The sequence below is a fragment of the Azospirillum sp. A29 genome (genome assembly GCF_042604625.1).
In the GTDB taxonomy this organism is placed as follows: Bacteria; Pseudomonadota; Alphaproteobacteria; order Azospirillales; family Azospirillaceae; genus Azospirillum; species Azospirillum palustre.
The window spans coordinates 580,673-600,988 of sequence record NZ_CP170467.1; the positions used below are offsets into that span (position 1 = coordinate 580,673).

Genomic DNA, 20,316 nt, shown 5'->3' on the forward strand with positions numbered 1-20,316 from the left:
CCATGCCGGAAGCCGGATAAATCGTGCCTTCGCTGTCCCTCGCCGCCCTCTGCATCGTGACCGGCCTTGTCCTGTGGATGGCCAGCGGCTACGCGCTCGCGCGGTCGCTGGCGTTCGACCGTGCCGTCGCCTTGGCGCTGGCGCCCGTCCTGGGCTGGGCGGTGCAGAACGCCCTGGCCCTGATGCTCTCGCTCGTCGTCGGATTCTCGCCGGTTGCGACCGTCGGCGCCGTGGCCCTGATCTGTGCGGCCGGGCTCCTGCGGGGCCGTCGAGACGGCAGCGGGAGCGACCATAGCATCCCGCCCCTCACCCTGTGGGTCAGTCTCGCCGCCGCGATCATGGCGGCCGGACCGGCGCTTGCGGTGCTGCCGAAATTCACCGGCGACGGCGTCGCCGTGGCACCGGCACTCTTCGATCACGCGAAGATCGCGCTGATCGACCAGATCGTCCGGGAGGGCGTTCCGCCGGTCAACCCCGTCTATGGCGGGGCGGAGGCGCCGGCCGGGGTCGCTTACTACTATCTCTGGCAGTTCGGCGCCGCACAGCTTGCCCAACTCACCGGTGCGACCGGCTGGGAGGCCGACGCGGCGGCAAGCTGGCTGACCGCCTTCTCGACCCTGCTGCTGATGGCCGGGCTCGCCCGTCGATTCAGCGGCCGCACCCTCGCCTCCTTCCTCGCGATTGGCCTCAGCGGCCTGGGTTCGCTGCGGCCGGACCTGGCCGCAATGGTCGGTGAGGAGACGCTCGCACACTGGCTCCAGCCTGCCACCGGGCTCGCCGGATGGCTGTTCCAGACGAGTTGGAGCCCGCACCATGTCCAGGCCGCGGGCTGCGTCGTGGTGGCGGTGATGACCATGGTCCGGCTCGCCCGGCGGCCCGGAGCGCTCACGACCGTCACCCTGGCGCTGCTGGCGGCGGCGGCCTACCAGAGTTCGATCTGGGTCGGCGGGGTGGTCTTCGTCCTGGCCGCCGCCGGATGCGCCCTTTTCCTGGCACGCTCCCGCCCGGCCGGCGGGGCGGGGACCTTCCTCCTGCTCGGCGGCATCGCGGCGGTCGTCGCCATCGCCATCGCCTCCCCGCTTCTGGTCGAGCAGTATCGCAGCGCCGTTGCCCGGGGTGGCGGCCGTCTCATCGCCATCGATCCCTTCGAAGTGCTGGGACCTGCCCTGCCCCAACCGCTCGGCCGGGCGCTCGACCTGCCGGCCTACTGGCTGGTGCTGCTGGTCGTCGAGTTTCCGCTCGTCTATCTCGCGGGGGCCATCGCTCTCGCGCGGATGGCGGCACGGCCGGACGCGCCGCCGGATGGCCCGCTCGTCCGCGCCCTCGCCATCCTGACGGCAGCCAGCCTCGGCACGGGCTGGCTGCTCGTCAGCACAACCGGTGTGAACAACGATCTCGGCTGGCGTGCCGTGCTGCCCGGCCTGATGGTGCTGACGGCCGCGGCCGGGGCCGGGCTGGCCCGCTGCATGGAGCGGCGGGCGGCGCTCGCTTTGGTCCTGGCGATGGCCGCCGCGACGGCGACGTTGCCCGACGGGCTGCGCCTCGCCGCCGAGAATCTGGCGGGCAGGCCCTCCCCCTCGGCCGCCGCGTTCGCGCGGTCGCCGGCCCTGTGGCAGGCGGTCCGGCGCCATGCGCCGCCCGACGCCCGGGTCGCCAGCAACCCCGCCCTGTTCGCCGACATGACGCCCTGGCCGGTGAATTTGTCCTGGGCGCTGTTCGCCGACCGCCGCTCCTGCTTCGCCGGGAACGAACTGGCCATCGCCTTCGCCGCCCTGTCGTCCGAGCGGCGGTCGGCGATCGCCGACCAGTTCCGGCGGGTCTTCGCCGGCGACGGGACGCCGGACGACATCCGGGCGCTCGCACGGACCCATCGCTGCGACGTGGTGGTGGTCACGGTCTTCGACGGCGCCTGGAGCCGTGACCCCTTCGCCGCAAGCCCCCTCTACCGCCTCGCCGAAGCCGAACCCGACCTGTGGCGGATCTACGTTGCCGGCCCCCGGATGGCAGGCAACTGAACACGGCCCCGAAATAAATCCGACCGGGCTGTAACGACGGGCCGCCAACCACCGTATCCCCCCATGAGCCACCCGTTTCGCCCACGATCACCCCCCATCGGCGACCACCGGAGCAACATCCTGAGGCCCCCAATCTTGACGCCACGCACACCGATGCCACGCACGCTGACGGCGCGGGCCCTGGGCGCCGGCCGCTCCCTGGCCGCCTCGCTGACGCCGCCGATCGACGTGAGCGCCACCTACATGCGCGACGCGGACAACGGCTACAGCTCCGGCCATGTCTACGGGCGCAAGGACAACGCGTCGGTCCAGCAGGCGGAGCGTCAGATCGCCGACCTGGAACATGCCCGCGAGGCGCTGCTCTTCGGCTCGGGCATGGCGGCCGCCACCACCCTGTTCCTGGCGGCATCGCCCACCCACATCGTCGCTCCGCAACACATGTATTGGGGGCTGCATGTCTGGCTCGCAGAGGCCCATCGCTACGGGCACGAGGTGACCTTCGCCGACATGGCCGACCTCGACGCCGTCGGCCGCGCCATCCGGCCGGACCGCACCGGCATTGTCTGGATCGAAACGCCGAGCAACCCGCTCTGGACCGTCACCGACATCGCCGCCGTCGCCGAGCTTGCGCACCGCGCGGGTGCGTTGGTCTGCGTCGATTCCACGGCTGTCACGCCCGTGCTGACCCGGCCGCTCGATTGCGGCGCCGACATCGTGATGCATTCCGCGACCAAATACCTCAACGGTCACTCCGATGTGGTCGCCGGCGCCCTGGCAGCATCGGCCCCATCGGCTTTGTGGGACCGGATCGCGGCCATCCGCGACCAGCACGGCACGACGCCCGGTCCGTTCGACGCCTGGCTGCTGATGCGCGGCCTGCGGACGCTCGATCTGCGGGTGCGCGAGCAGAGCCGCAGCGCCGCAACCCTGGCTGGCCGGCTGGCCAGCCATCCGGCGCTGTCCGCCGTGCTCTATCCCGGCCTTGCCGACCATCCCGGCCACGCCATCGCCGCCCGCCAGATGTCCGGCGGCTTCGGCGGCATGCTGTCCGTCCGCGTCAGGGGCGGAGCGGCGGCGGCGGTGAAGGTGGCGGCCAATGTCCATCTCTGGCGGCGGGCGACCTCCTTCGGCGGCATCGAAAGCCTCATCGAGCACCGGTCCTCGATCGAGGGCCAGGGATCGCCCTGCCCCGACGACCTGCTGCGCCTGTCGGTCGGGCTCGAAGACCCGGACGACCTGTTCGGCGACCTGGAGCAGGCGCTCTCTCTCGTCCGCTAACTCAGTCCTCCCTCATTCCGGCGGAGACCCGACCCATGACGACCATAGCGGTGGGCATCATCTGCAAGACGCCGAGCCCCGGCAAGTCCAAGACCCGGCTGTCGCCGCCCCTGCCGCCGGAGGACTGTGCCGAAATCTCCGGCTGCTTCATCGCCGATCTGGCCGCGACCATCGCCGGCCTGTCGGAGGGGGGCGACGCGCCCGGCTATGCGGTCTATACCCCGGCGGGCTCCGAAGAGGAGCTGCGGCAGCTGCTTCCCGACGGATTCGGGCTGGTCCTCCAGGGCGAGGGGGATCTCGGCCGGCGGCTGGACCGGGGAATCACCGACCTTCTGGCGCAGGGCCATGCCGGCGCCATCCTCGTCAACTCCGACAGCCCGACCCTGCCGCGCCACATCCTCCGCGCCGCGGTCCAGGCGCTCAAGTCCGGCGACAACGCCGTCATCAGCCCGGCGCTCGACGGCGGCTACACGCTCATCGGCCTGTCGCGGCCCCATCCCGGACTGTTCGCGGACATCCCCTGGAGCACCGACACGGTCTACAGTCTGACGCTCGAACGGGCGCGCACGCTCGGCGTTCCGGTGATATCGCTCGATCCCTGGTACGACGTGGACGATGCCCGGTCCTACGCCATGCTGGAGGATGAACTCGACGGCCGGCCACCGCCCTTCTCCGCCGCGGGCCGGCCGATGCAGGAGGCGCCGCGCACCCGCGCGTTCGTGCGACGCCGCCAGACGGTGATGGCGTCATGAGCAGCGCCCAGCCGCTCGAAACCGTGGCCGTCGTCATCCCCTGCCTCGACGAGGAGGACTCCATCGCCGACGTGGTGCGGGAGGCGATGGCCGAAGGCGTCGGCGAGGTCATCGTGGTCGACAACGGGTCCACCGACCGGACCGCCGAGCGGGCCGCCGCGGCGGGCGCCCGTGTCGTGATCCAGCCGGTGCGCGGCTACGGCCGCGCCTGCGCCACCGGGCTGGCCGCCGTCCGGCCCGGAACGGAGATCGTCTGTTTCCTCGACGGCGACGGCAGCGACGTGCCCGGCTTCATCCCGCAGGTCATCCGGCCGGTCGCCGACGGCGAAGCGGACTTCGTCATGGGCTCGCGCCTGCGCGGGCGACGCGAGCGCGGCTCGATGACGCCGCAGCAGATCGTGGCGGGGTGGATCGCCGGGGCACTGCTGCGGCTGACCTACCGGGTCCGTTTCACCGACATGTCGCCCTTGCGCGCGATGCGGGTCGACACCCTGCGCGCGCTGGGCATGACCGAGGAAACCTACGGCTGGAACCTGGAGATGCAGATGCGGGCGGCGGCCGGCCTGCGTTGCCGGGAGATCCCGGTCGATCACCGCTGCCGGCGCGGCGGCCGCTCGAAGGTGTCGGGCGATCTCGCCGCCAGCCTGTCCGCCGCCTGGAAGATCGCGACCACCTTCCTTCGGCTTGCGTGGCGGCAGCCCGCCGGCGCCAAGCCCGCCGACGCCGGAGGCCGGTCGACGCAGACCATGGTTCGGAGGTAAAGACATGCGCGTTCTCCTCACCGGCGGGGCCGGTTTCATCGGCGGGCATGTGCTGGCCGAGCTTCTGCGCCGGGACCACGAGGTGCGCGTCCTGGACTCGCTGCGTCCCGACGTGCACCCCACCCCAACGGCCTGGACAGCGCCGGCCGGCGTCGAGGCGCTGATCGGCGACGTGCGGGACGCCGCGGTTCTCGACCGGGCCGTTGCCGGTGTCGACGCCGTCGTTCATCTCGCCGCCAAGGTCGGGCTGGGCGTCGCCATCGGCGACATGCCCGACTACGCCTCCTCCAACGAGGTCGGCACGGCCGAGCTTCTGGTGGCGATGGCCCGCGTCGGCGTATCCCGTCTGACGCTCGCCAGTTCGATGGTGGTCTATGGCGAAGGCTTCGGCCATTGTGCCGAGCATGGACGGGTCCGGCCGGCGCCGCGGCTGGAAAGCGCGCTGGTGCAGCAGCGGTTCGAGCCGCCCTGCCCGCTGTGCGGCCAGCCGCTCGAAAGCCTGCTCGTCGCCGAGGACACGCCGTTCGACCCGCGCAACGCCTACGCCACCAGCAAGGCGGCGCAGGAATTCTACGCCGCCAATTGGGCGCGGTCGACCGGCGGTGCCGTCGCGATGATGCGCTATCACAACGTCTACGGGCCCGGCATGCCGCGCGACACCCCCTATGCCGGCGTCGCCTCGATCTTCACCTCCGCGCTGCGGCGCGGCGCGGCTCCGCGGGTTTTCGAGGATGGCCGGCAGAGACGGGACTTCGTGCATGTCCGAGACGTGGCCTCCGCCACCGTCACCGCCTGCGAAGGACAGACGACCGGGGTCGCGGCCTACAATGTGGGATCCGGCACGCCACGCACGGTCGGCGACATGGCCGAGGCGCTGTCCAGGGCGCTGAACGGCCCGCCTCCTGTGGTGACGGGGCAGTACCGGCTGGGCGACGTGCGTCACATCACCGCCGATTCCTCGCGGCTGTGCAACCGCTTCGATTGGCGCCCGCGCATCGGGTTCGCCGAGGGCATGGCGGAACTCGCCCATCTCGACCCTGCGTCTCCCGGTGCAATGGGGCGCCTCCGATGAGCCGCAGCATATTGCTCGGTCTGATCCTGACCAGCGTGACGCTCAACGCGTCCGCGCAGATTATGCTGCGGTGGGGCGCCCGGCAGGGATTCGGCGTAAGCGATCCATTGGGAACCGGAAGCCTTGCCGTTATGATCCGGCACCCGGCCATCCTCGGCGGGCTCGCCTGCTACGGCTTCAGTCTGCTCGTCTGGCTGCGGGTGCTGAGCAGGGCGGATGCGTCGTTCGCCTATCCTTTTCTCGCATTCGGCTTCGCTCTCGTCGCCCTCGCCGGCTGGTGGGTGCTCGGTGAGCCGATGACCGTTCGCCGCTTGGTTGGAACGACGATCATCGTGGCTGGGGTGATCGTACTCGCGGGGGAGTGATCGCTACCCGGCAAGCCATTTCTCGCCAACCGTCAACCGATTTTCGCTCCGACGCCATCCCGGACGATCCGGTGATTGCGCGGGCAGCGGGGTGCCATCCTGCTCTTTCCTTGTCTCCATCGGAGGCCCCGGCAACCGGTCGGCCGACAGGTTGACGGTGCCTCCGTTCCCGATGGGTCAGTGGCTGATCATCCACGGCCTTGCCGTCGGAAACCCCTTCGCCCCGTCGGGGGTGCGCAGCACCGACCGCCCCTTTCCGCCGCCGCTTCCGCAGCCGCAGCCCGGGCCATGCTTATGCTTCGGCCCGACCTCGGACAGCAGGCTCGGCCGGTCGGCGCTGCGCTCGTTGGTGGCGTGTGCCGTCCGCGTCGCGGCGGAGACGGTGGAGAAGGCCGGCGTCCTGCGGATCACCCGCCGCGACGGCACCTCGCAATAGGGGCAGGGCTGCGGCAGGCTGCATTCCGCCATCGGCCGCATCTCGGTGAAGTCGCCGCAGGTCGGGCACTCGTAGTCGTACATCGGCATGGCGCCGCCTCCTTCCTCTGCCGGTTACACGCGGTCGGGGGCGACCGGCATGTCGACATCGCCGCTGATGAACTTGGTCGGGCCGTCGGCGTTCGGGCTGATGTCGAAGTCGAAGATCTGCGTCGGCAGGAACAGGGTGGCGCAGGCGTTGGGCACGTCGACCACGCCGCTGATGTGGCCCTGCACCGGGGCGGTGCCGAGGATCGAATAGGCCTGGGCGCCGGAATAGCCGAACTTCTTCAGGTACTCGATGGCGTTCAGGCAGGCCTGACGGTAGGCGACATGGACGTCCAGGTAATGCTGCTCGCCCGCCTCGTCGACCGAGATGCCCTCGAAGATCAGGTAGTCGTTGTAGGTCGGGACGATCGGGCTCGGCTTGAAGATCGGGTTCCTGATCCCGTACTTCGCCATGCCGTCCTTGATCAGGTTCACCTTCAGGTGCGCCCAGCCCGCCATCTCGATGGCGCCGCAGAAGGTGATCTCGCCGTCGCCCTGGCTGAAATGGAGGTCGCCCATCGACAGGCCGGCGCCCTTCACATAGACCGGGAAATAGATGCGCGAGCCGCGCGACAGATCCTTGATGTCGCAGTTGCCGCCATGCTCGCGCGGCGGCACGGTGCGCGCACCCTCCGCCGCCGCCTTGTCGCGGGCATCGCCCTTCAGCCGGCCCATATGGGCGGTCGGCGCATAGGGCGGGTTGGCGAGGCCGGGGACGCGGGTCGGGTTGGTGTCGATCAGCGCCTGCTCGCGCTTGTTCCACTTGGCCAGCAGGTCGTGCGACGGCAGGCAGCCGATCAGGCCGGGATGGATCAGCCCGGCGAAGCGCACGCCCGGGATGTGGCGCGACTTGGTAAACATGCCCTCGAAGTCCCAGATCGACTTCTGGGCCAGCGGGAAATGCTCGGTCAGGAAGCCGCCGCCGTTCTGCTTTGAGAAGAAGCCGTTGAAGCCCCACTGCTGCTGCGGGAAGGCGCCGATGTCCAGCAGATCGACCACCAGCAGGTCGCCCGGCTCCGCCCCCTCGACCCCGACCGGGCCGGACAGGAAATGGACCTGGCTGAGGTCGACGTCGCGCACGTCGGCGGCATCGTCGTCGTTTTTGATCTGGCCGCCGGTCCAGTCGTAGCATTCCAGGATGAAGTCGTCGCCCGGCTTCACCGTCACCGCCATCGGGATGTCCGGATGCCAGCGGTTGTGGATCATGTCGTTCTCGTAGGGAGACTGCGACAGGTCGGCCTTGATCAGGGTGTCAGCCATGGTTTGCTCTTCCTTGTTGCTGGACTGATGGGGGGCGCGGAGAGGCGGCAGGACTCAGGCCGCCAGCTCCCGGAAGCCGTCCGGGAAGGGGTTCGGCTCGATCAGGTCCCGCGTCTCGAAGACCACGTCGAACTGGCCGTCGCGCCGGGCGCGGCCGATGCGGGTCCGGGTCCACAGGTGATGGTTCTCGTGGATGCGCAGGGAGCCGGACGGCGCCCCGGCGAACTCGATGCCGGGAGAGGCGGCGACGACGCGCGCCACGTCGAAGCTGCCGGCCTTCTCCACCGCCAGCTTCCACAGCCAGGGGCCGAGATAGGCGTTGTGGCTGACGTCGCCGATGACGCTGTCCGCTCCCCACATCGCCTTGAAGGCGGCGACGAAGGCGCGGTTGGCCGGCAGTTCCAGGCTCTGGAAATATTTGGCGCAGGTGAAGGCCCCGGCGATGTTCTCGCCGCCGATGCCCATCATCTCGTCTTCGGTGACGCTGTTGGTCATCAGGATCTGGCGGTCCAGCTCGATCCCGGCCGCCTTCAGCTGCTTGTAGAAGGCGACGTTCGACCCGCCGACGACGATGGCATAGATCACGTCGGGCCTGGCCGCCTTGATCCGCGCGGCGATGGCTTCGAAGCGGGTGTCGCCGAGTTCGGCATACTCCTCGCCGACGACGCGGCAGCCCTTGGCCTCAATGTGGCGGCGGGCGATGGCGTTGGAGGCGCGCGGCCAGATATAGTCCGACCCGACCAGGAAGAAGCTCTTCGCCCCCTTCTCGCGCATCACCCAGTCCAGCCCGGCCAGGATCTGCTGCGTCGCCTCCTGCCCGGTGTAGATGACGTGTTTCGACTGCTCCAGCCCCTCGTAGAAGGTCGGGTAGTAGAGCAGGCCGTCGCGCTTCTCCAGCACCGGCAGCACCTCCTTGCGCGAGGCCGAGGTCCAGCAGCCGAAGATCGCCGCCACCCTGTCCTGCGCCAGCAGCTTGTCGGCGCGGGCGGCGAAGGTCGGCCAGTCGCTGGCGCCATCCTCCTGCGCGATCTCGATCCGCCGGCCCAGCACGCCGCCGGCCTCGTTGATCTGATGGATCGCCAGCATCTCCGCCTGGATCGACCCGCCCTCGCTCAGCGCCATGGTGCCGGTGACGGAATGCAGGATGCCGACCTTCACCGCCTCGTCGGTGACGGCGATGCCGCTCTTGTTCACCGCGGCGGTGGCCGGCGCACCGGGCACCAGCCCCTGGGTGCGCCGCACCGTGGCCGCCGCCATCCGCCCGGCGACCGAGGCGCGGCGGCGCAGCGCCGCCTGCAGGCTGACCTCCGCCAGGAAATTGTTGACCTCGCGGCTCAGCTCGTCGGCATGGCCGGCGACCTGGGAGGCGACGCCCAGCACCTGCCCGGCCGCCACGCCGGTGTCGGAGGCGGCATCCGAGACGCCGGTGATGTTGGACGCCACGCTTTCGGTGCCGCGCGCCGCCTCCTGCACGTTGCGGGCGATCTCGCCGGTGGCCGCCCCCTGCTGCTCGACCGCGGCGGCGATGGCGGCGGCGATTTCGTTGATCTCGGCGATGGTGCCGGCGATGGAGCGGATGGCGGCCACCGCCTCGGCCGTCGCCGACTGGATGGCGCCGACCTGGGTGGCGATGTCCTCGGTCGCCCTGGCGGTCTGGTTGGCCAGCGTCTTGACCTCGCTGGCGACGACGGCGAAGCCCTTGCCGGCCTCCCCTGCCCGCGCCGCCTCGATGGTGGCGTTCAGCGCCAGCAGGTTCGTCTGCCCGGCGATGCCCTGGATCAGCCCGATCACCTGCCCGATCCGCCCGGCGCTGTCGGCCAGGCTCTGCACCACCGTGTCGGTGCGGCGGGTGTCGGCGACCGCCTTGCCGGCGATGGCGGCCGAGGAGGCAACCTGCCGGCCGATCTCCTGGATCGAGGCCGACAGCTCCTCCGTCGCCGTCGCCACGGTCTGGACGTTCATCGACGCCTGGGCCGACGACTGTGACATCGCCGCCGACAGCCGGTTGCTGCGCCCGGCGGTCTCGCTCATCGCCGTGGCGGTGCCGGTCATCTCGGCGGCGGCCGACGAGACGGTCTGCACCAGCCGGCCGACCTTGCTCTCGAAGGCGCGGGTCAGCGCCTCCAGCCGGGCGGCGCGCTCCTCGGTCGCCTTGCGTTCGGCCTCGCGCTCCGCCTCCCGCGCGTCGCGCAGCTCCGCGGCGGCAGCGATGCGGTCGAGGGCGTCGGCAAGCTCCCGCACCGGGTCGCCGCCCGCATCGCCGCCCGCACCGGACAGCGCCGCGGCGCGGGTGCCGAGCGGGCCGAGCGCCGCGTCCCTCCGGTGCGCGAAGACGGCGGCGGCGGCGGCCAGCGCCGCGGAAACGACGAGGCCGGCGGTCGCCACGCCGGTCGAACCGGTCAGCGGCACCGCCATGGCGGACAACAGGGCGACCACGGCACAGGCGGTGGATGCGGACTTCGCAGGAGTCATGGCGCTTCCCTCTGCGGTGGAGAGGCGGGATGCGGAAAGGGGGAGGGACGGCAACCTGTCGGGCGGTCAGACCGACAGCAGCCGCGCCACCTTCGCCTCGTCGATGCGGTCGCGGCTGTCCTCGTGGACGATCTCGCCGTTCTCGATCACCAGCACCCGGTCGGCGATGTCGAGCGCGAAGCTCAGCACCTGTTCCGACACGACGATGCTCAGCCCCTTCTCGTCGCGGATGCGGCGCAGGGTGCGGGCCATCTCGCGGATGATCGACGGCTGGATGCCTTCGGTCGGCTCGTCCAGCAGCAGGACCTTCGGCTTGGTCGCCAGGGCGCGCGCGATGGCGAGTTGCTGCTGCTGGCCGCCCGACAGGTTGCCGCCGCGCCGGCCCTTCATCTCCAGCAGCACCGGGAACAGCTCGTAGAGATCGCCCGGCACGCTGCGCCCGCCATGGACGGTCAGGCCCGTCTCGATGTTCTCCTGCACGGTCATCGCCGGGAAGATCATGCGGCCCTGCGGGACATAGGCGACGCCCTTCGCCACCCGCTCGTAGCTCTTGAGGCCGGTGATCTCGGTCCCGCCGATGCGGACGGCGCCGGACCGGGCCGGCACGATCCCCATCAGCGACTTCATCAGCGTCGTCTTGCCCATGCCGTTGCGGCCCATGACGGCGACGATCTCGCCCGGCGCCACCGTGAAGTCGAGCCCGTGCAGAACCTCGCTCTCGCCGTAGGACACGCGCAGTTGATTGACGGACAGCATGTCGGTTCCTCCGGTCAATGGCCCAAATGACTCTGGCCCAAATCAATCAATGGCCGAGATAGACTTCGACGACCTTGGGGTCGTTCTTCACCCGCTCCATGCTGCCTTCCGACAGGATCTTCCCCTGGTGCAGCACGGTGACGCGGTGGGCGATGTCCTCGACGAACTTCATGTCGTGCTCGATCACCAGCACCGAACGGTTCTGGATGATGCGGTTCAGCAGTTCGGCGGTCTTCTTGCGCTCGTTGACGCTCATGCCGGCGACCGGTTCGTCCAGCATCAGCAGTTCCGGGTCCTGGATCAGCAGCATGCCGATCTCCAGCCACTGCTTCTGGCCGTGGCTGAGATATTCGGCGCGCTGGTCGAGATGGTCTGCCAGGAAGATCATCTCGGCGATTTCCGCCACCCGCTCGCGCACCGCGGCGTCGCGCTTGAAGGCCAGCGCGCCGAACACGCTGCGACCGCGGGGATAGGAGATTTCCAGATTCTCGAACACCGTCAGGTCGTCGTAGATCGACGGGTTCTGGAACTTGCGCCCGACCCCGGCGGTGACGATCTGGTGCTCCTTCATCGCCGTCAGTTCCCTGTTGCGGAACTTGATGGAGCCGCCGGACGCCCTGGTCCGTCCGCAGATCAGGTCGAGCACCGTGGTCTTGCCGGCGCCGTTCGGGCCGATGATGACGTGGATCTCGTTGCTGTCGACGTAGAAGGACAGGTCGTTGACCGCCTTGAACCCGTCGAAGGAGACGGTCAGCCCTTCGACCGCCAGCAGGTAATCGGTGGGGTTCGCCATGGGATCCGTCCCTCCTCAGTCGGCGGCGGTGTGCGGCGGGATGATCGGCGCGCCGGCACCGGACCCCGTGCGGGGCAGGAGGCGGCCAAGCCTGGGGGCGATGAACTGCTGGTAGAGCCCGGCCAGCCCGTTGGGGAACACCATCACCACGCCGATGAACAGGGCGCCCATGGCGAACAGCCACAGCTCCGGGAAGCTTTCCGACAGCATCGTCTTGGCCCAGTTGACCAGCAGCGTGCCGTAGACCGCGCCCAGCAGCGACAGCCGGCCGCCGACCGCGCAGTAGATGACCATCTCGATGGAGGGCACGATGCCGACGAAGGACGGCGACATGAAGCCGACCTGGAGCGTGAACATGGCGCCCCCCACCGCCGACAGCGCCGCCGCGAAGCAGAAGACGAAGATCTTGAAGTTGGCGACGTCGTAGCCGGAGAAGCGGACCCGGTCCTCCTTGTCGCGCAGCGCCACCAGGATGCGGCCCAGCTTGGACCGGCGGACATAGAGGGAGAGCAAGATGCAGCCGATCAGCAGCGCAGCGTTGACGAAATACAGCACCAGCTTCGCCTCGTCGGTGCGGATGTCCCAGCCCTTCAGTGTGCGGAGATCCGTGATGCCGTTGATGCCGCCGGTGTAGCCCTGCTGGCCGACGATCAGGATGGTCAGGATGGCGGCGAAGGCCTGGGTGATGATGGCGAAATAGACGCCGCCGACCCGACGCTTGAACATCGCCAGCCCGACGATGAAGGCCAGCAGCGCCGGGACCGCCACCACCGCGGCAGTCGCGAAGGTCAGGCTGTGGAAGGGTTCCCAGAACCAGGGCAGCGCCTTCAGCTGGTTCCAGTCCATGAAGTCGGGGATGCCGGGGGTGGATTGGATCTTGGTCGCCTCGGGGCTGGAGGCCTCCAGCTTCAGGAACATCGCCATGCAATAGCCGCCGATGCCGAAGAAGATGCCCTGCCCCAGCGACAGGATGCCGGCGCTGCCCCAGCACAGCACGAGGCCGAGCGCCACGAAGGCGTAGGTCAGGTATTTGCCGACCATGTTCAGCCGGAAGATGTCGAGCCCCAGCGGCAGGACGACGATCAGCAGGGCGGCCAGCAGCAGGATGCCCGCGATGTCGCCGTCGATGCGCCCGAGAAGGCGGCCCCGAGGGAGACTGTGTGGGGTGCGCGTCATGGATATGCCTCCTCAGCGGCGGACTTTGAGGACGAACAGGCCCTGCGGGCGCAGCATCAGGATCACAACGACGGTCAGCAGCGTCAGAACCTTGGCGGTCGAGCCGCTGAGGAAGAACTCCATCGTTGACTGCGCCTGGCTGATGGTGAAGGCCGACGCGATGGTGCCGATCAGGCTCTGGGCGCCGCCGAACACCACCACGAGGAAGGTGTCGACGATGTAGAGCTGGCCCGAGGTCGGCCCGGTGGAGCCCACCATGGTGAAGGCGCTGCCCGCCACCCCGGCGATGCCGCAACCGAGCCCGAAGGTGTAGCGGTCGACCTTCTCGGTGTTGATGCCGACGGCGCCGGCCATCACCCGGTTCTGCATCACCGCCCGCACGCCCTGGCCCCAGCGCGAGCGGAACATCACGGCATAGATCACGATTGTGATGGCGATGGTCAGGCCCATGACGAACAGGCCGTTGATCGGCACCTCGATGGTGTCGGTGACGGCGACCGAGCCCATCAGCCAGTCGGGCAGCACCACACCGACCTCGCGCGCGCCGAAGACGGAGCGGAAGATCTGCTGGAGGATCAGGCTCAGCCCCCAGGTCGCCAGCAGCGTGTCGAGCGGGCGGCGGTAGAGGAAGCGGATCATCGCCCACTCCACCAGCATCCCCAGCGCCCCGCTGGCGAGGAAGGCCAGCGCCATGGCGATGAAGAAATAGGCCGGGAACAGCGCCGGCGCGGTGCTGGAGATGAAGTTGGAGCAGAGATAGGTCACATAGGCGCCGAGGATCATGAACTCCCCGTGCGCCATGTTGATGACGCCCATCTGCCCGAAGATGATGGCGAGGCCCAGCGCCATCAGCACGAAAACGGAAAACAGGATAAGCCCCGCGAATCCCTGCATGGCAAAGATCGACCCGAGCTCGGCCAGGCTGTAGCCCTCGAACATGATGGGAACTCCCGTCAGAGAGGCCCTCGCTCCGTCCCGCCGCCGTTGGACGGGGAAAGGCCGGAGCGGGGGCAGGTTCAGCCCCGCCGTCGCTTACTGGTAGCCCTTGGGGAAGGGGTTCGGCTCGATCAGGTCGGCGGTTTCGAAGACGACGTCGAACTGGCCGTCGGTGCGGGCGCGGCCGACGCGCGTCTTGCTCCACAAATGATGGTTCTCGTGGACGCGGACATAGCCTTCCGGCGCGCCGGTGAACTCGATGCCGGCCGAGGCGGCGGCGATCTTGTCGATGTCGAAGCTCTTGGCCTTTTCCGCCGTCAGCTTCCACAGCCAGGGGCCGAGATAGCCCGCCTGGGTGACGTCGCCGATCACGCTCTCCCCGCCCCACATCTTCTTGAAGGCGGCGACGAACTTCTCGTTGTTGGGGTTCTTCAGCGACTGGAAATACTTCATGCAGGCATAGGCGCCGGCGATGTTCTCGCCGCCGATGCCCAGCATCTCGTCCTCGGTGACGGAGATGGTCATCAGCGTCTGCTTGTTCAGGTCGATGCCGGCCGCCTTCAGCTGTTTGTAGAAGGCGACGTTCGACCCGCCGACGACCGAGGCGTAGATCACGTCCGGCTTGGTCAGCTTGATCTTGTTGATGACCGAATTGAACTGGGTGTGACCGAGCGGGAAATACTCCTCGCCGACCACCTTCTGCCCATGCATCTCGATGTGCTTGCGGGCGATCTTGTTGGAGGTGCGCGGCCAGATATAGTCGGAGCCGATCAGGAAGAAGGTCTTCGCCCCCTTCTCCTTCGTCACCCAATCGAGCCCGGCCAGGATCTGCTGGGTGGCTTCCTGCCCGGTGTAGATGACGTTCTTCGACTGCTCCAGCCCTTCGTAGAATGTCGGGTAATAGAGCATGCCGTTGTACTGCTCGAACACCGGCAGCACCGCCTTGCGCGACGCCGAGGTCCAGCAGCCGAACACCGCCGCCACCTTGTCCTCGACCAGCAGCTTGCGCGCCTTTTCGGCGAAGGTCGGCCAGTCGCTGGCGCCGTCCTCCTGGATCACCTCGATCTTGCGGCCCAGCACGCCGCCCATCTCGTTGATCTGGGCGATGGCCAGCTTCTCGGCCTGCACCGATCCGGTCTCGGAGATCGCCATGGTGCCGGTGGTGGAATGCAGGATGCCGACCTTCACCGTGCTGTCGGTGACGGCCAGCTTCGTCGTGTTGACGGCGTCGGTCGGCAGCGCCTGGGCCAGCGCGCCGCGCGGCAGCAGGCCGATGGCCGGCAGCGCCGCCATGCCGAGGAGGAGCTTGCGGCGGAGCGGCGAGTGCGCGCCGCCGGTGAGCTTGTCCGCATCGATCTTGTCCGAGGACATGAAACCTCCTGATGTTGGCCGTTGTCGCCCTGCAAAGACCGCCCGCAACCGGGGGACGGCTGTTTTGAAAGGCGCTTTTTTTCGGGGGAGTTGGCGGAACCATCCGCGACAGGACGCCCCGATGGTTGGCCGAACGGTGCGGTGCAGCAATACGTGGATTTGCGTATAGGGGTGGCGGGCAGCAAATCGTTATAAAATCGCGACAGTCCGAATTCGATCCGGCGCTCGCGACCACCCAAAAGCGAGTGACGCCTCCGTGTCCTCTCGCAGACTATACCGATCCTCAACCCTTGTTGTTCGGTGCCTTTATTTCTGACAGACTGACGGAACAGCCGATTTTACTATGAGACCGGCGAATCAGGGGAAATCTTAAACAATCTGCACCGCAAACTGATTTCACGGAGGGCGAATGGGGCCGATGGCGGGGCGCCAGAGGGTGATCGCGGTCCGGCGGACCTACAACAGGTGGGTCGCCAACCAGACGCTGGAGGATTACGCGCTGCGCTTCACCGCGCGGAAGGCGCGGCGCTGGTCTCCGCTGCGCGTCGCCAACACCGCGCTCGGCTCGATCTCCTTCCTGGCGCTGGAGGCCATCGGCGGTGCGGTCACGCTGAATTACGGCTTCACCAACGCGCTCCTCGCCATCCTGACCGCCGCCGCCCTGATCTTCGCCAGCGCCCTGCCGATCAGCTATTACGCCAGCCGCTATGGCGTGGACATGGATCTGCTGACGCGCGGTGCCGGCTTCGGCTATATCGGCTCCACCATCACCTCGCTGATCTACGCCTCCTTCACCTTCATCTTCTTCGCCATCGAGGCGGCGATCATGGCGACGGCGCTGGAGATGGCGTTCGGCCTGCCGCTGGCCGCCGGTTACGTCGTCAGCTCGCTGCTGGTGATCCCGCTGGTCGCCTACGGCTTCACCGTCATCAGCCGCCTCCAGCTCTGGACCCAGCCGCTGTGGCTGGCGCTGCACGCCCTCCCCTTCCTGTTCATCGCCATCCAGGACGGCGAGGCCTTCGCCGCCTGGACCCGCTTCCCCGGCCGGGCGTCGGATGCCGCCGGCGGCTTCGACCCGATGCTGTTCGGCGCCGCGGCGTCGGTGGTGTTCTCGCTGCTGGCGCAGATCGGCGAGCAGGTCGACTTCATCCGCTTCCTGCCTTACGACCCCGACGCGAAAGGCCGCAAGAGGCTGTGTTGGTGGACGGCGCTGGTGGCGGCCGGGCCGGGCTGGATCGTCATCGGCACGATCAAGCTTCTGCTGGGCTCCTTCCTGGTGGTGCTGGCGTTGCAGAACGCCGTGCCGCTGGAACTGGCGGCGGAGCCGACGCGCATGTATCTCGTCGCCTTCCAGTATGTGACGCCGTCGCCGCAGCTGGCGCTGGGCCTCACCGGCCTGTTCGTCGTGCTGTCGCAGCTGAAGATCAACGTCACCAACACCTATGCCGGCTCCATCGCCTGGTCGAACTTCTTCTCGCGCCTGACCCACAGCCACCCCGGCCGGGTGGTGTGGGTGGTGTTCAACGTCGTCATCGGCCTGATGCTGATGGAGCTGGGCATCTACAAGACTCTGGAGCCGGTGCTCGGGCTCTATTCCAGCGTCGCCGCCTCCTGGATCGGCGCGCTGGTCGCCGATCTGGTGGTGAACAAGCCGCTGGGCCTCAGCCCGCGCCATGTCGAGTTCAAGCGCGCCCATCTCTACGACATCAACCCGGTCGGCGTCGGCGCCATGCTGCTGGCGACGGTGCTGTCGATGCTGGCCTTCCTGGGCGGGTTGGGGACGACCCTGAAGGTCTGCGCGCCCTTCCTCGCCTTCGCCGCCGCCTTCCTCGCCGCCCCCGCCATCGCCTGGGCGACCCGCGGCCGCTACTACATCGCCCGCCGCCCCTTCGAGGACTGGAACGGCGAGGAGGCGATCCGCTGCCGCATCTGCCAGCACGCCTTCGAGCCCGACGACATGGCCTTCTGCCCGGTCTATGCCGGGGCGATCTGCTCGCTCTGCTGTTCGCTGGACGCCCGCTGCGGCGACGGCTGCAAGAAGGACGCGCGGCTGGGCGTGCAGTTGCGCCACGCGCTCGACGCTATCCTGCCGCCGCGGGCCGCCACGGCGCTGAAGGCCCGGCTCGGCCATTATCTTGGCGTCCTGCTGATGCTGGCGCTCGCCATCGGCGCCGTGCTGTCGCTGGTCTATGTCGAGGTCGCGTCGGTCAACGCCGAGGCGCAGACGTTGATCCGCAGCACGCTGTGGAAGGTCTTCTTCATCCTGATGATCGTCGCCGGCGTCGCCACCTGGCTGTTCGTGCTGGCGCGGGAAAGCCGCAAGGTGGCGCAGGAGGAGACACACAGGCAGACCGACCTGCTGATGCGGGAGATCGAGGCGCACGAGCGCACCGACGCCCAGCTTCAGAAGGCGAAGGAGGCGGCGGAGGCGGCGAACCTCGCCAAGAGCCGTTATCTGGTCGGCATCGGCCACGAGTTCCGCACGCCCCTGAGCGCCATCTTCGGCTATTCGCAGATGCTGGAGCGCGATCCGGCCATGCCGCCGCACCGGGTGGATGCGGTGCGCGTCATCCGCCGCAGCGCCGAGCATCTGTCCGGACTGCTGGACGGGCTGCTCGACGTGTCGAAGATCGAGAGCGGCCGGTTGCAGCTGAACCGGGCGGAGGTGCGCTTCGGCGACCTGCTCGACCAGCTCGTCGGCATGTTCCACCTCCAGGCGGAGGCCAAGGGCATCGCCTTCCGCTTCGAGGCGCCGGAGGACCTGCCGCCGGTGGTCTTCACCGACGAGGGCCGCATCCGCCAGATCCTGATCAACCTGCTGTCCAACGCCATCAAGTTCACCGACAGCGGCGCCGTCTGCCTGCGCGTGCGCCACCGCAGCCAGATCGCCGAGTTCGAGGTCGAGGACACCGGTCCCGGCATCGCCGCGGCCGATCTGGAGCGCATCTTCCAGCCGTTCGAGCGCGGCTCGGCCGCCAACCCGATGGTGCCCGGCATGGGGCTCGGCCTGACCATAACCAAGCTGCTGACCCAGGTGATGGGCGGCGAGATCACCGTGACCAGCACGCCCGGCGCCGGCAGCCTGTTCCGGGTGCGGCTGATGATGTCGGCGGCGATGCTGTCGACCGCCTCGTCTCAGCCCGATCTTCCGATCCGCGGCTATCGCGGGCCGCGCCTGACCGTGCTGGTCACCGACGACGACCTCGCCCACCGCAACCTGCTGGCCGACCTGCTGGCCGAGCTTGGCTTCGCCGTCTTCAAGGCGACCGACGGTCCGACCTGCCTCGCCATGGCGGAGCTGCACCGGCCGGACATCCTGCTGCTCGACATCTCGATGCCCGGCATGAACGGGCTGGAGGTAGCGAGGCGGCTGCGCGCCTCCGGCCATGGCGACACCACCATCGTCCTGGTGTCGGCCGACACGCGGGAGGACCGTCCCGCCACAGGCGAGGGGGCCGAGACCGGCGCCGACAGGGCCCAGCCGCATGACGGCTTCGTCGCCAAGCCGGTTTCCATTCCCAAGCTGCTCGCCTGCATCGGCCGGCTGCGCGGCATCGACTGGGAGTATGACGCGCCGGCCGGCGCGGACGACGGCCCGGCGGATTTCGCCGCGTCCGAACTGCCGCCGCAGCACCACATCGCCGAGCTGATCCATCTGGGCCGCATCGGCTATGTCCGCGGCATGCAGGCCAAGCTGGCCGAGATCGCCGCCGCCCATCCGGAGCTGGAGCGCTTCGTCGGCCGCATGCGGACTCTCGTCAGCAATTACGACCTGAACCAGTATATGGCCGCGCTGGAGGCGGTGTACCGCGATGACAGCCATGACGATGCCAGCCATGACGATGAAATCCGTAACCAGACCGCGTGACGTCGTCCTCGTCGTCGACGATTCGCCCGAAGCCCTCAGCTTCCTGACCGACGCGCTGGAGGAGGCCGGTGTGACCGTGCTGGTGGCGCTGGACGGCCGCAAGGCACTGGCCCTGCTCGAGCAGGTGACCCCCGACGTGATCCTGATGGACGCCATCATGCCGGGGCTGGACGGCTTCGAGACCTGCCGCCAGCTGAAGCGCAGCAGCCAGGTCGCCCATGTCCCCGTCATCTTCATGACCGGCCTCACTGAGACGGAGCATATCCTGAAGGGCTTCGCCGCCGGCGGGGTCGATTACGTCACCAAGCCGATCGTCGCCGAAACGCTGATCGCCCGCATGTACGCCCATCTCGCCAACGCCCGCGTCGCCCAGAGCACGCGGGCGGCGCTGGACGTCACCGGCCGCACCCTGCTGGCCGCCAACCACCGGGGCGAGGTGTTGTGGTGCACGCCGCAGACCACCCGCATGCTGGAGGCCGCCTTCGGCACCTCCTCCGCCGACGGCCACGCCACCGGCCTCTCGCTGCCGGAGGAGGCGCGCCGCTGGCTGGCCGACCGTCAGGCCGGCGGCGCCGGGCGCAAGCCCGACAGCGTGGTGATCGCCACCCTCGCCGACGGCCGCCGCCTGCGCCTCAGCCCGGTCGGCCAGACCGGCCCCGACGAGATCCTGCTGCAGTTGGCCGAGGAATCCGGTGCCGGCGAAGACAGGCTGCTGAAGGACAAGCTGTCCCTGACCCCGCGCGAGGCGGAGGTGCTGATGTGGGTCGCCAACGGCAAGCCGAACCGCGACATCGCCGAAATCCTCGGCCTCAGTCCGCGCACGGTCGACAAGCATCTGGAGCAGATCTATGCGAAGCTCGGCGTCGAGAACCGGGCCGCCGCCGCCGCGATGGCGGTGCGGGCGCTGAATGGCCGGTAA

The 20,316-nt window shown here is 68.8% G+C and carries 16 protein-coding genes and 1 pseudogene; 8 read left to right on the top strand and 9 right to left on the bottom strand.

Annotated elements, in window-relative coordinates:
- Positions 1-23 precede the first annotated feature (23 nt).
- The 6 genes from ABNQ38_RS30765 (at position 24) to ABNQ38_RS30790 (ending at position 6,243) form a co-directional block, all read left to right on the top strand.
- Positions 24-2,015: a hypothetical protein gene (locus ABNQ38_RS30765; protein WP_377811088.1), complete on the top strand. Its 1,992-nt coding sequence runs from the start codon at positions 24-26 to the stop codon at positions 2,013-2,015.
- Positions 2,016-2,150: 135 nt separating this feature from the next.
- Positions 2,151-3,293, top strand: coding sequence for a trans-sulfuration enzyme family protein (locus ABNQ38_RS30770; protein WP_377811089.1), 1,143 nt, complete (start codon positions 2,151-2,153; stop codon positions 3,291-3,293).
- 35 nt (positions 3,294-3,328) lie between these two features.
- Positions 3,329-4,045: a TIGR04282 family arsenosugar biosynthesis glycosyltransferase gene (locus ABNQ38_RS30775; protein WP_377811090.1), complete on the top strand. Its 717-nt coding sequence runs from the start codon at positions 3,329-3,331 to the stop codon at positions 4,043-4,045.
- On the top strand, positions 4,042-4,806 hold the full coding sequence (locus ABNQ38_RS30780; RefSeq protein WP_377811091.1) for a glycosyltransferase family 2 protein: 765 nt from the start codon (positions 4,042-4,044) through the stop codon (positions 4,804-4,806). Before ABNQ38_RS30775 ends, ABNQ38_RS30780 begins: the two co-directional genes overlap by 4 nt.
- A gap of 4 nt (positions 4,807-4,810) precedes the next feature.
- Positions 4,811-5,878: an NAD-dependent epimerase/dehydratase family protein gene (locus ABNQ38_RS30785; RefSeq protein WP_377811092.1), complete on the top strand. Its 1,068-nt coding sequence runs from the start codon at positions 4,811-4,813 to the stop codon at positions 5,876-5,878.
- Positions 5,875-6,243, top strand: coding sequence for an EamA family transporter (locus tag ABNQ38_RS30790; protein WP_377811093.1), 369 nt, complete (start codon positions 5,875-5,877; stop codon positions 6,241-6,243). Before ABNQ38_RS30785 ends, ABNQ38_RS30790 begins: the two co-directional genes overlap by 4 nt.
- A gap of 177 nt (positions 6,244-6,420) precedes the next feature.
- Here ABNQ38_RS30790 and ABNQ38_RS30795 read toward each other — a convergent pair whose 3' ends face one another.
- From ABNQ38_RS30795 to urtA (ABNQ38_RS30835), 9 genes and pseudogenes are all read right to left on the bottom strand, one after another.
- Positions 6,421-6,768 carry an FmdB family zinc ribbon protein gene (locus ABNQ38_RS30795; protein ID WP_377811094.1) on the bottom strand — a complete coding sequence of 116 codons (348 nt, stop codon included), beginning with the start codon at positions 6,766-6,768 and terminating at the stop codon, positions 6,421-6,423.
- Positions 6,769-6,792: 24 nt separating this feature from the next.
- Entirely contained in the window at positions 6,793-8,025 is a 1,233-nt protein-coding gene (gene fmdA / locus ABNQ38_RS30800) for a formamidase (RefSeq protein ID WP_377811095.1), read from the bottom strand.
- Between the two features lie 54 nt (positions 8,026-8,079).
- A complete protein-coding gene (gene urtA, locus ABNQ38_RS30805; protein ID WP_377811130.1) occupies positions 8,080-9,282 on the bottom strand; it encodes an urea ABC transporter substrate-binding protein in 1,203 nt (400 codons plus the stop codon).
- Between the two features lie 159 nt (positions 9,283-9,441).
- Positions 9,442-10,497 (bottom strand): annotated as a pseudogene (locus ABNQ38_RS30810) (methyl-accepting chemotaxis protein); the annotation flags it as partial.
- 66 nt (positions 10,498-10,563) lie between these two features.
- Entirely contained in the window at positions 10,564-11,253 is a 690-nt protein-coding gene (gene urtE / locus ABNQ38_RS30815) for an urea ABC transporter ATP-binding subunit UrtE (RefSeq protein WP_109095587.1), read from the bottom strand.
- 46 nt (positions 11,254-11,299) lie between these two features.
- Entirely contained in the window at positions 11,300-12,046 is a 747-nt protein-coding gene (gene urtD / locus ABNQ38_RS30820) for an urea ABC transporter ATP-binding protein UrtD (RefSeq protein WP_377811096.1), read from the bottom strand.
- A 15-nt stretch (positions 12,047-12,061) separates the two neighbouring features.
- Positions 12,062-13,222: an urea ABC transporter permease subunit UrtC gene (gene urtC / locus ABNQ38_RS30825; RefSeq protein ID WP_377811097.1), complete on the bottom strand. Its 1,161-nt coding sequence runs from the start codon at positions 13,220-13,222 to the stop codon at positions 12,062-12,064.
- Positions 13,223-13,234: 12 nt separating this feature from the next.
- On the bottom strand, positions 13,235-14,161 hold the full coding sequence (urtB, locus tag ABNQ38_RS30830; RefSeq protein ID WP_174473211.1) for an urea ABC transporter permease subunit UrtB: 927 nt from the start codon (positions 14,159-14,161) through the stop codon (positions 13,235-13,237).
- A 93-nt stretch (positions 14,162-14,254) separates the two neighbouring features.
- The gene (urtA, locus tag ABNQ38_RS30835; RefSeq protein ID WP_377811098.1) at positions 14,255-15,529 is read right to left on the bottom strand and encodes an urea ABC transporter substrate-binding protein; all 1,275 of its coding nucleotides are present in this window, start codon (positions 15,527-15,529) and stop codon (positions 14,255-14,257) included.
- Between the two features lie 409 nt (positions 15,530-15,938).
- Here urtA (ABNQ38_RS30835) and ABNQ38_RS30840 point away from each other — a divergent pair, with 409 nt between their 5' ends.
- Together ABNQ38_RS30840 and ABNQ38_RS30845 are read left to right on the top strand one after the other, a co-directional pair.
- Positions 15,939-19,397, top strand: coding sequence for an ATP-binding protein (locus ABNQ38_RS30840; RefSeq protein WP_377811099.1), 3,459 nt, complete (start codon positions 15,939-15,941; stop codon positions 19,395-19,397).
- A complete protein-coding gene (locus ABNQ38_RS30845; RefSeq protein ID WP_377811100.1) occupies positions 19,366-20,316 on the top strand; it encodes a response regulator transcription factor in 951 nt (316 codons plus the stop codon). Before ABNQ38_RS30840 ends, ABNQ38_RS30845 begins: the two co-directional genes overlap by 32 nt.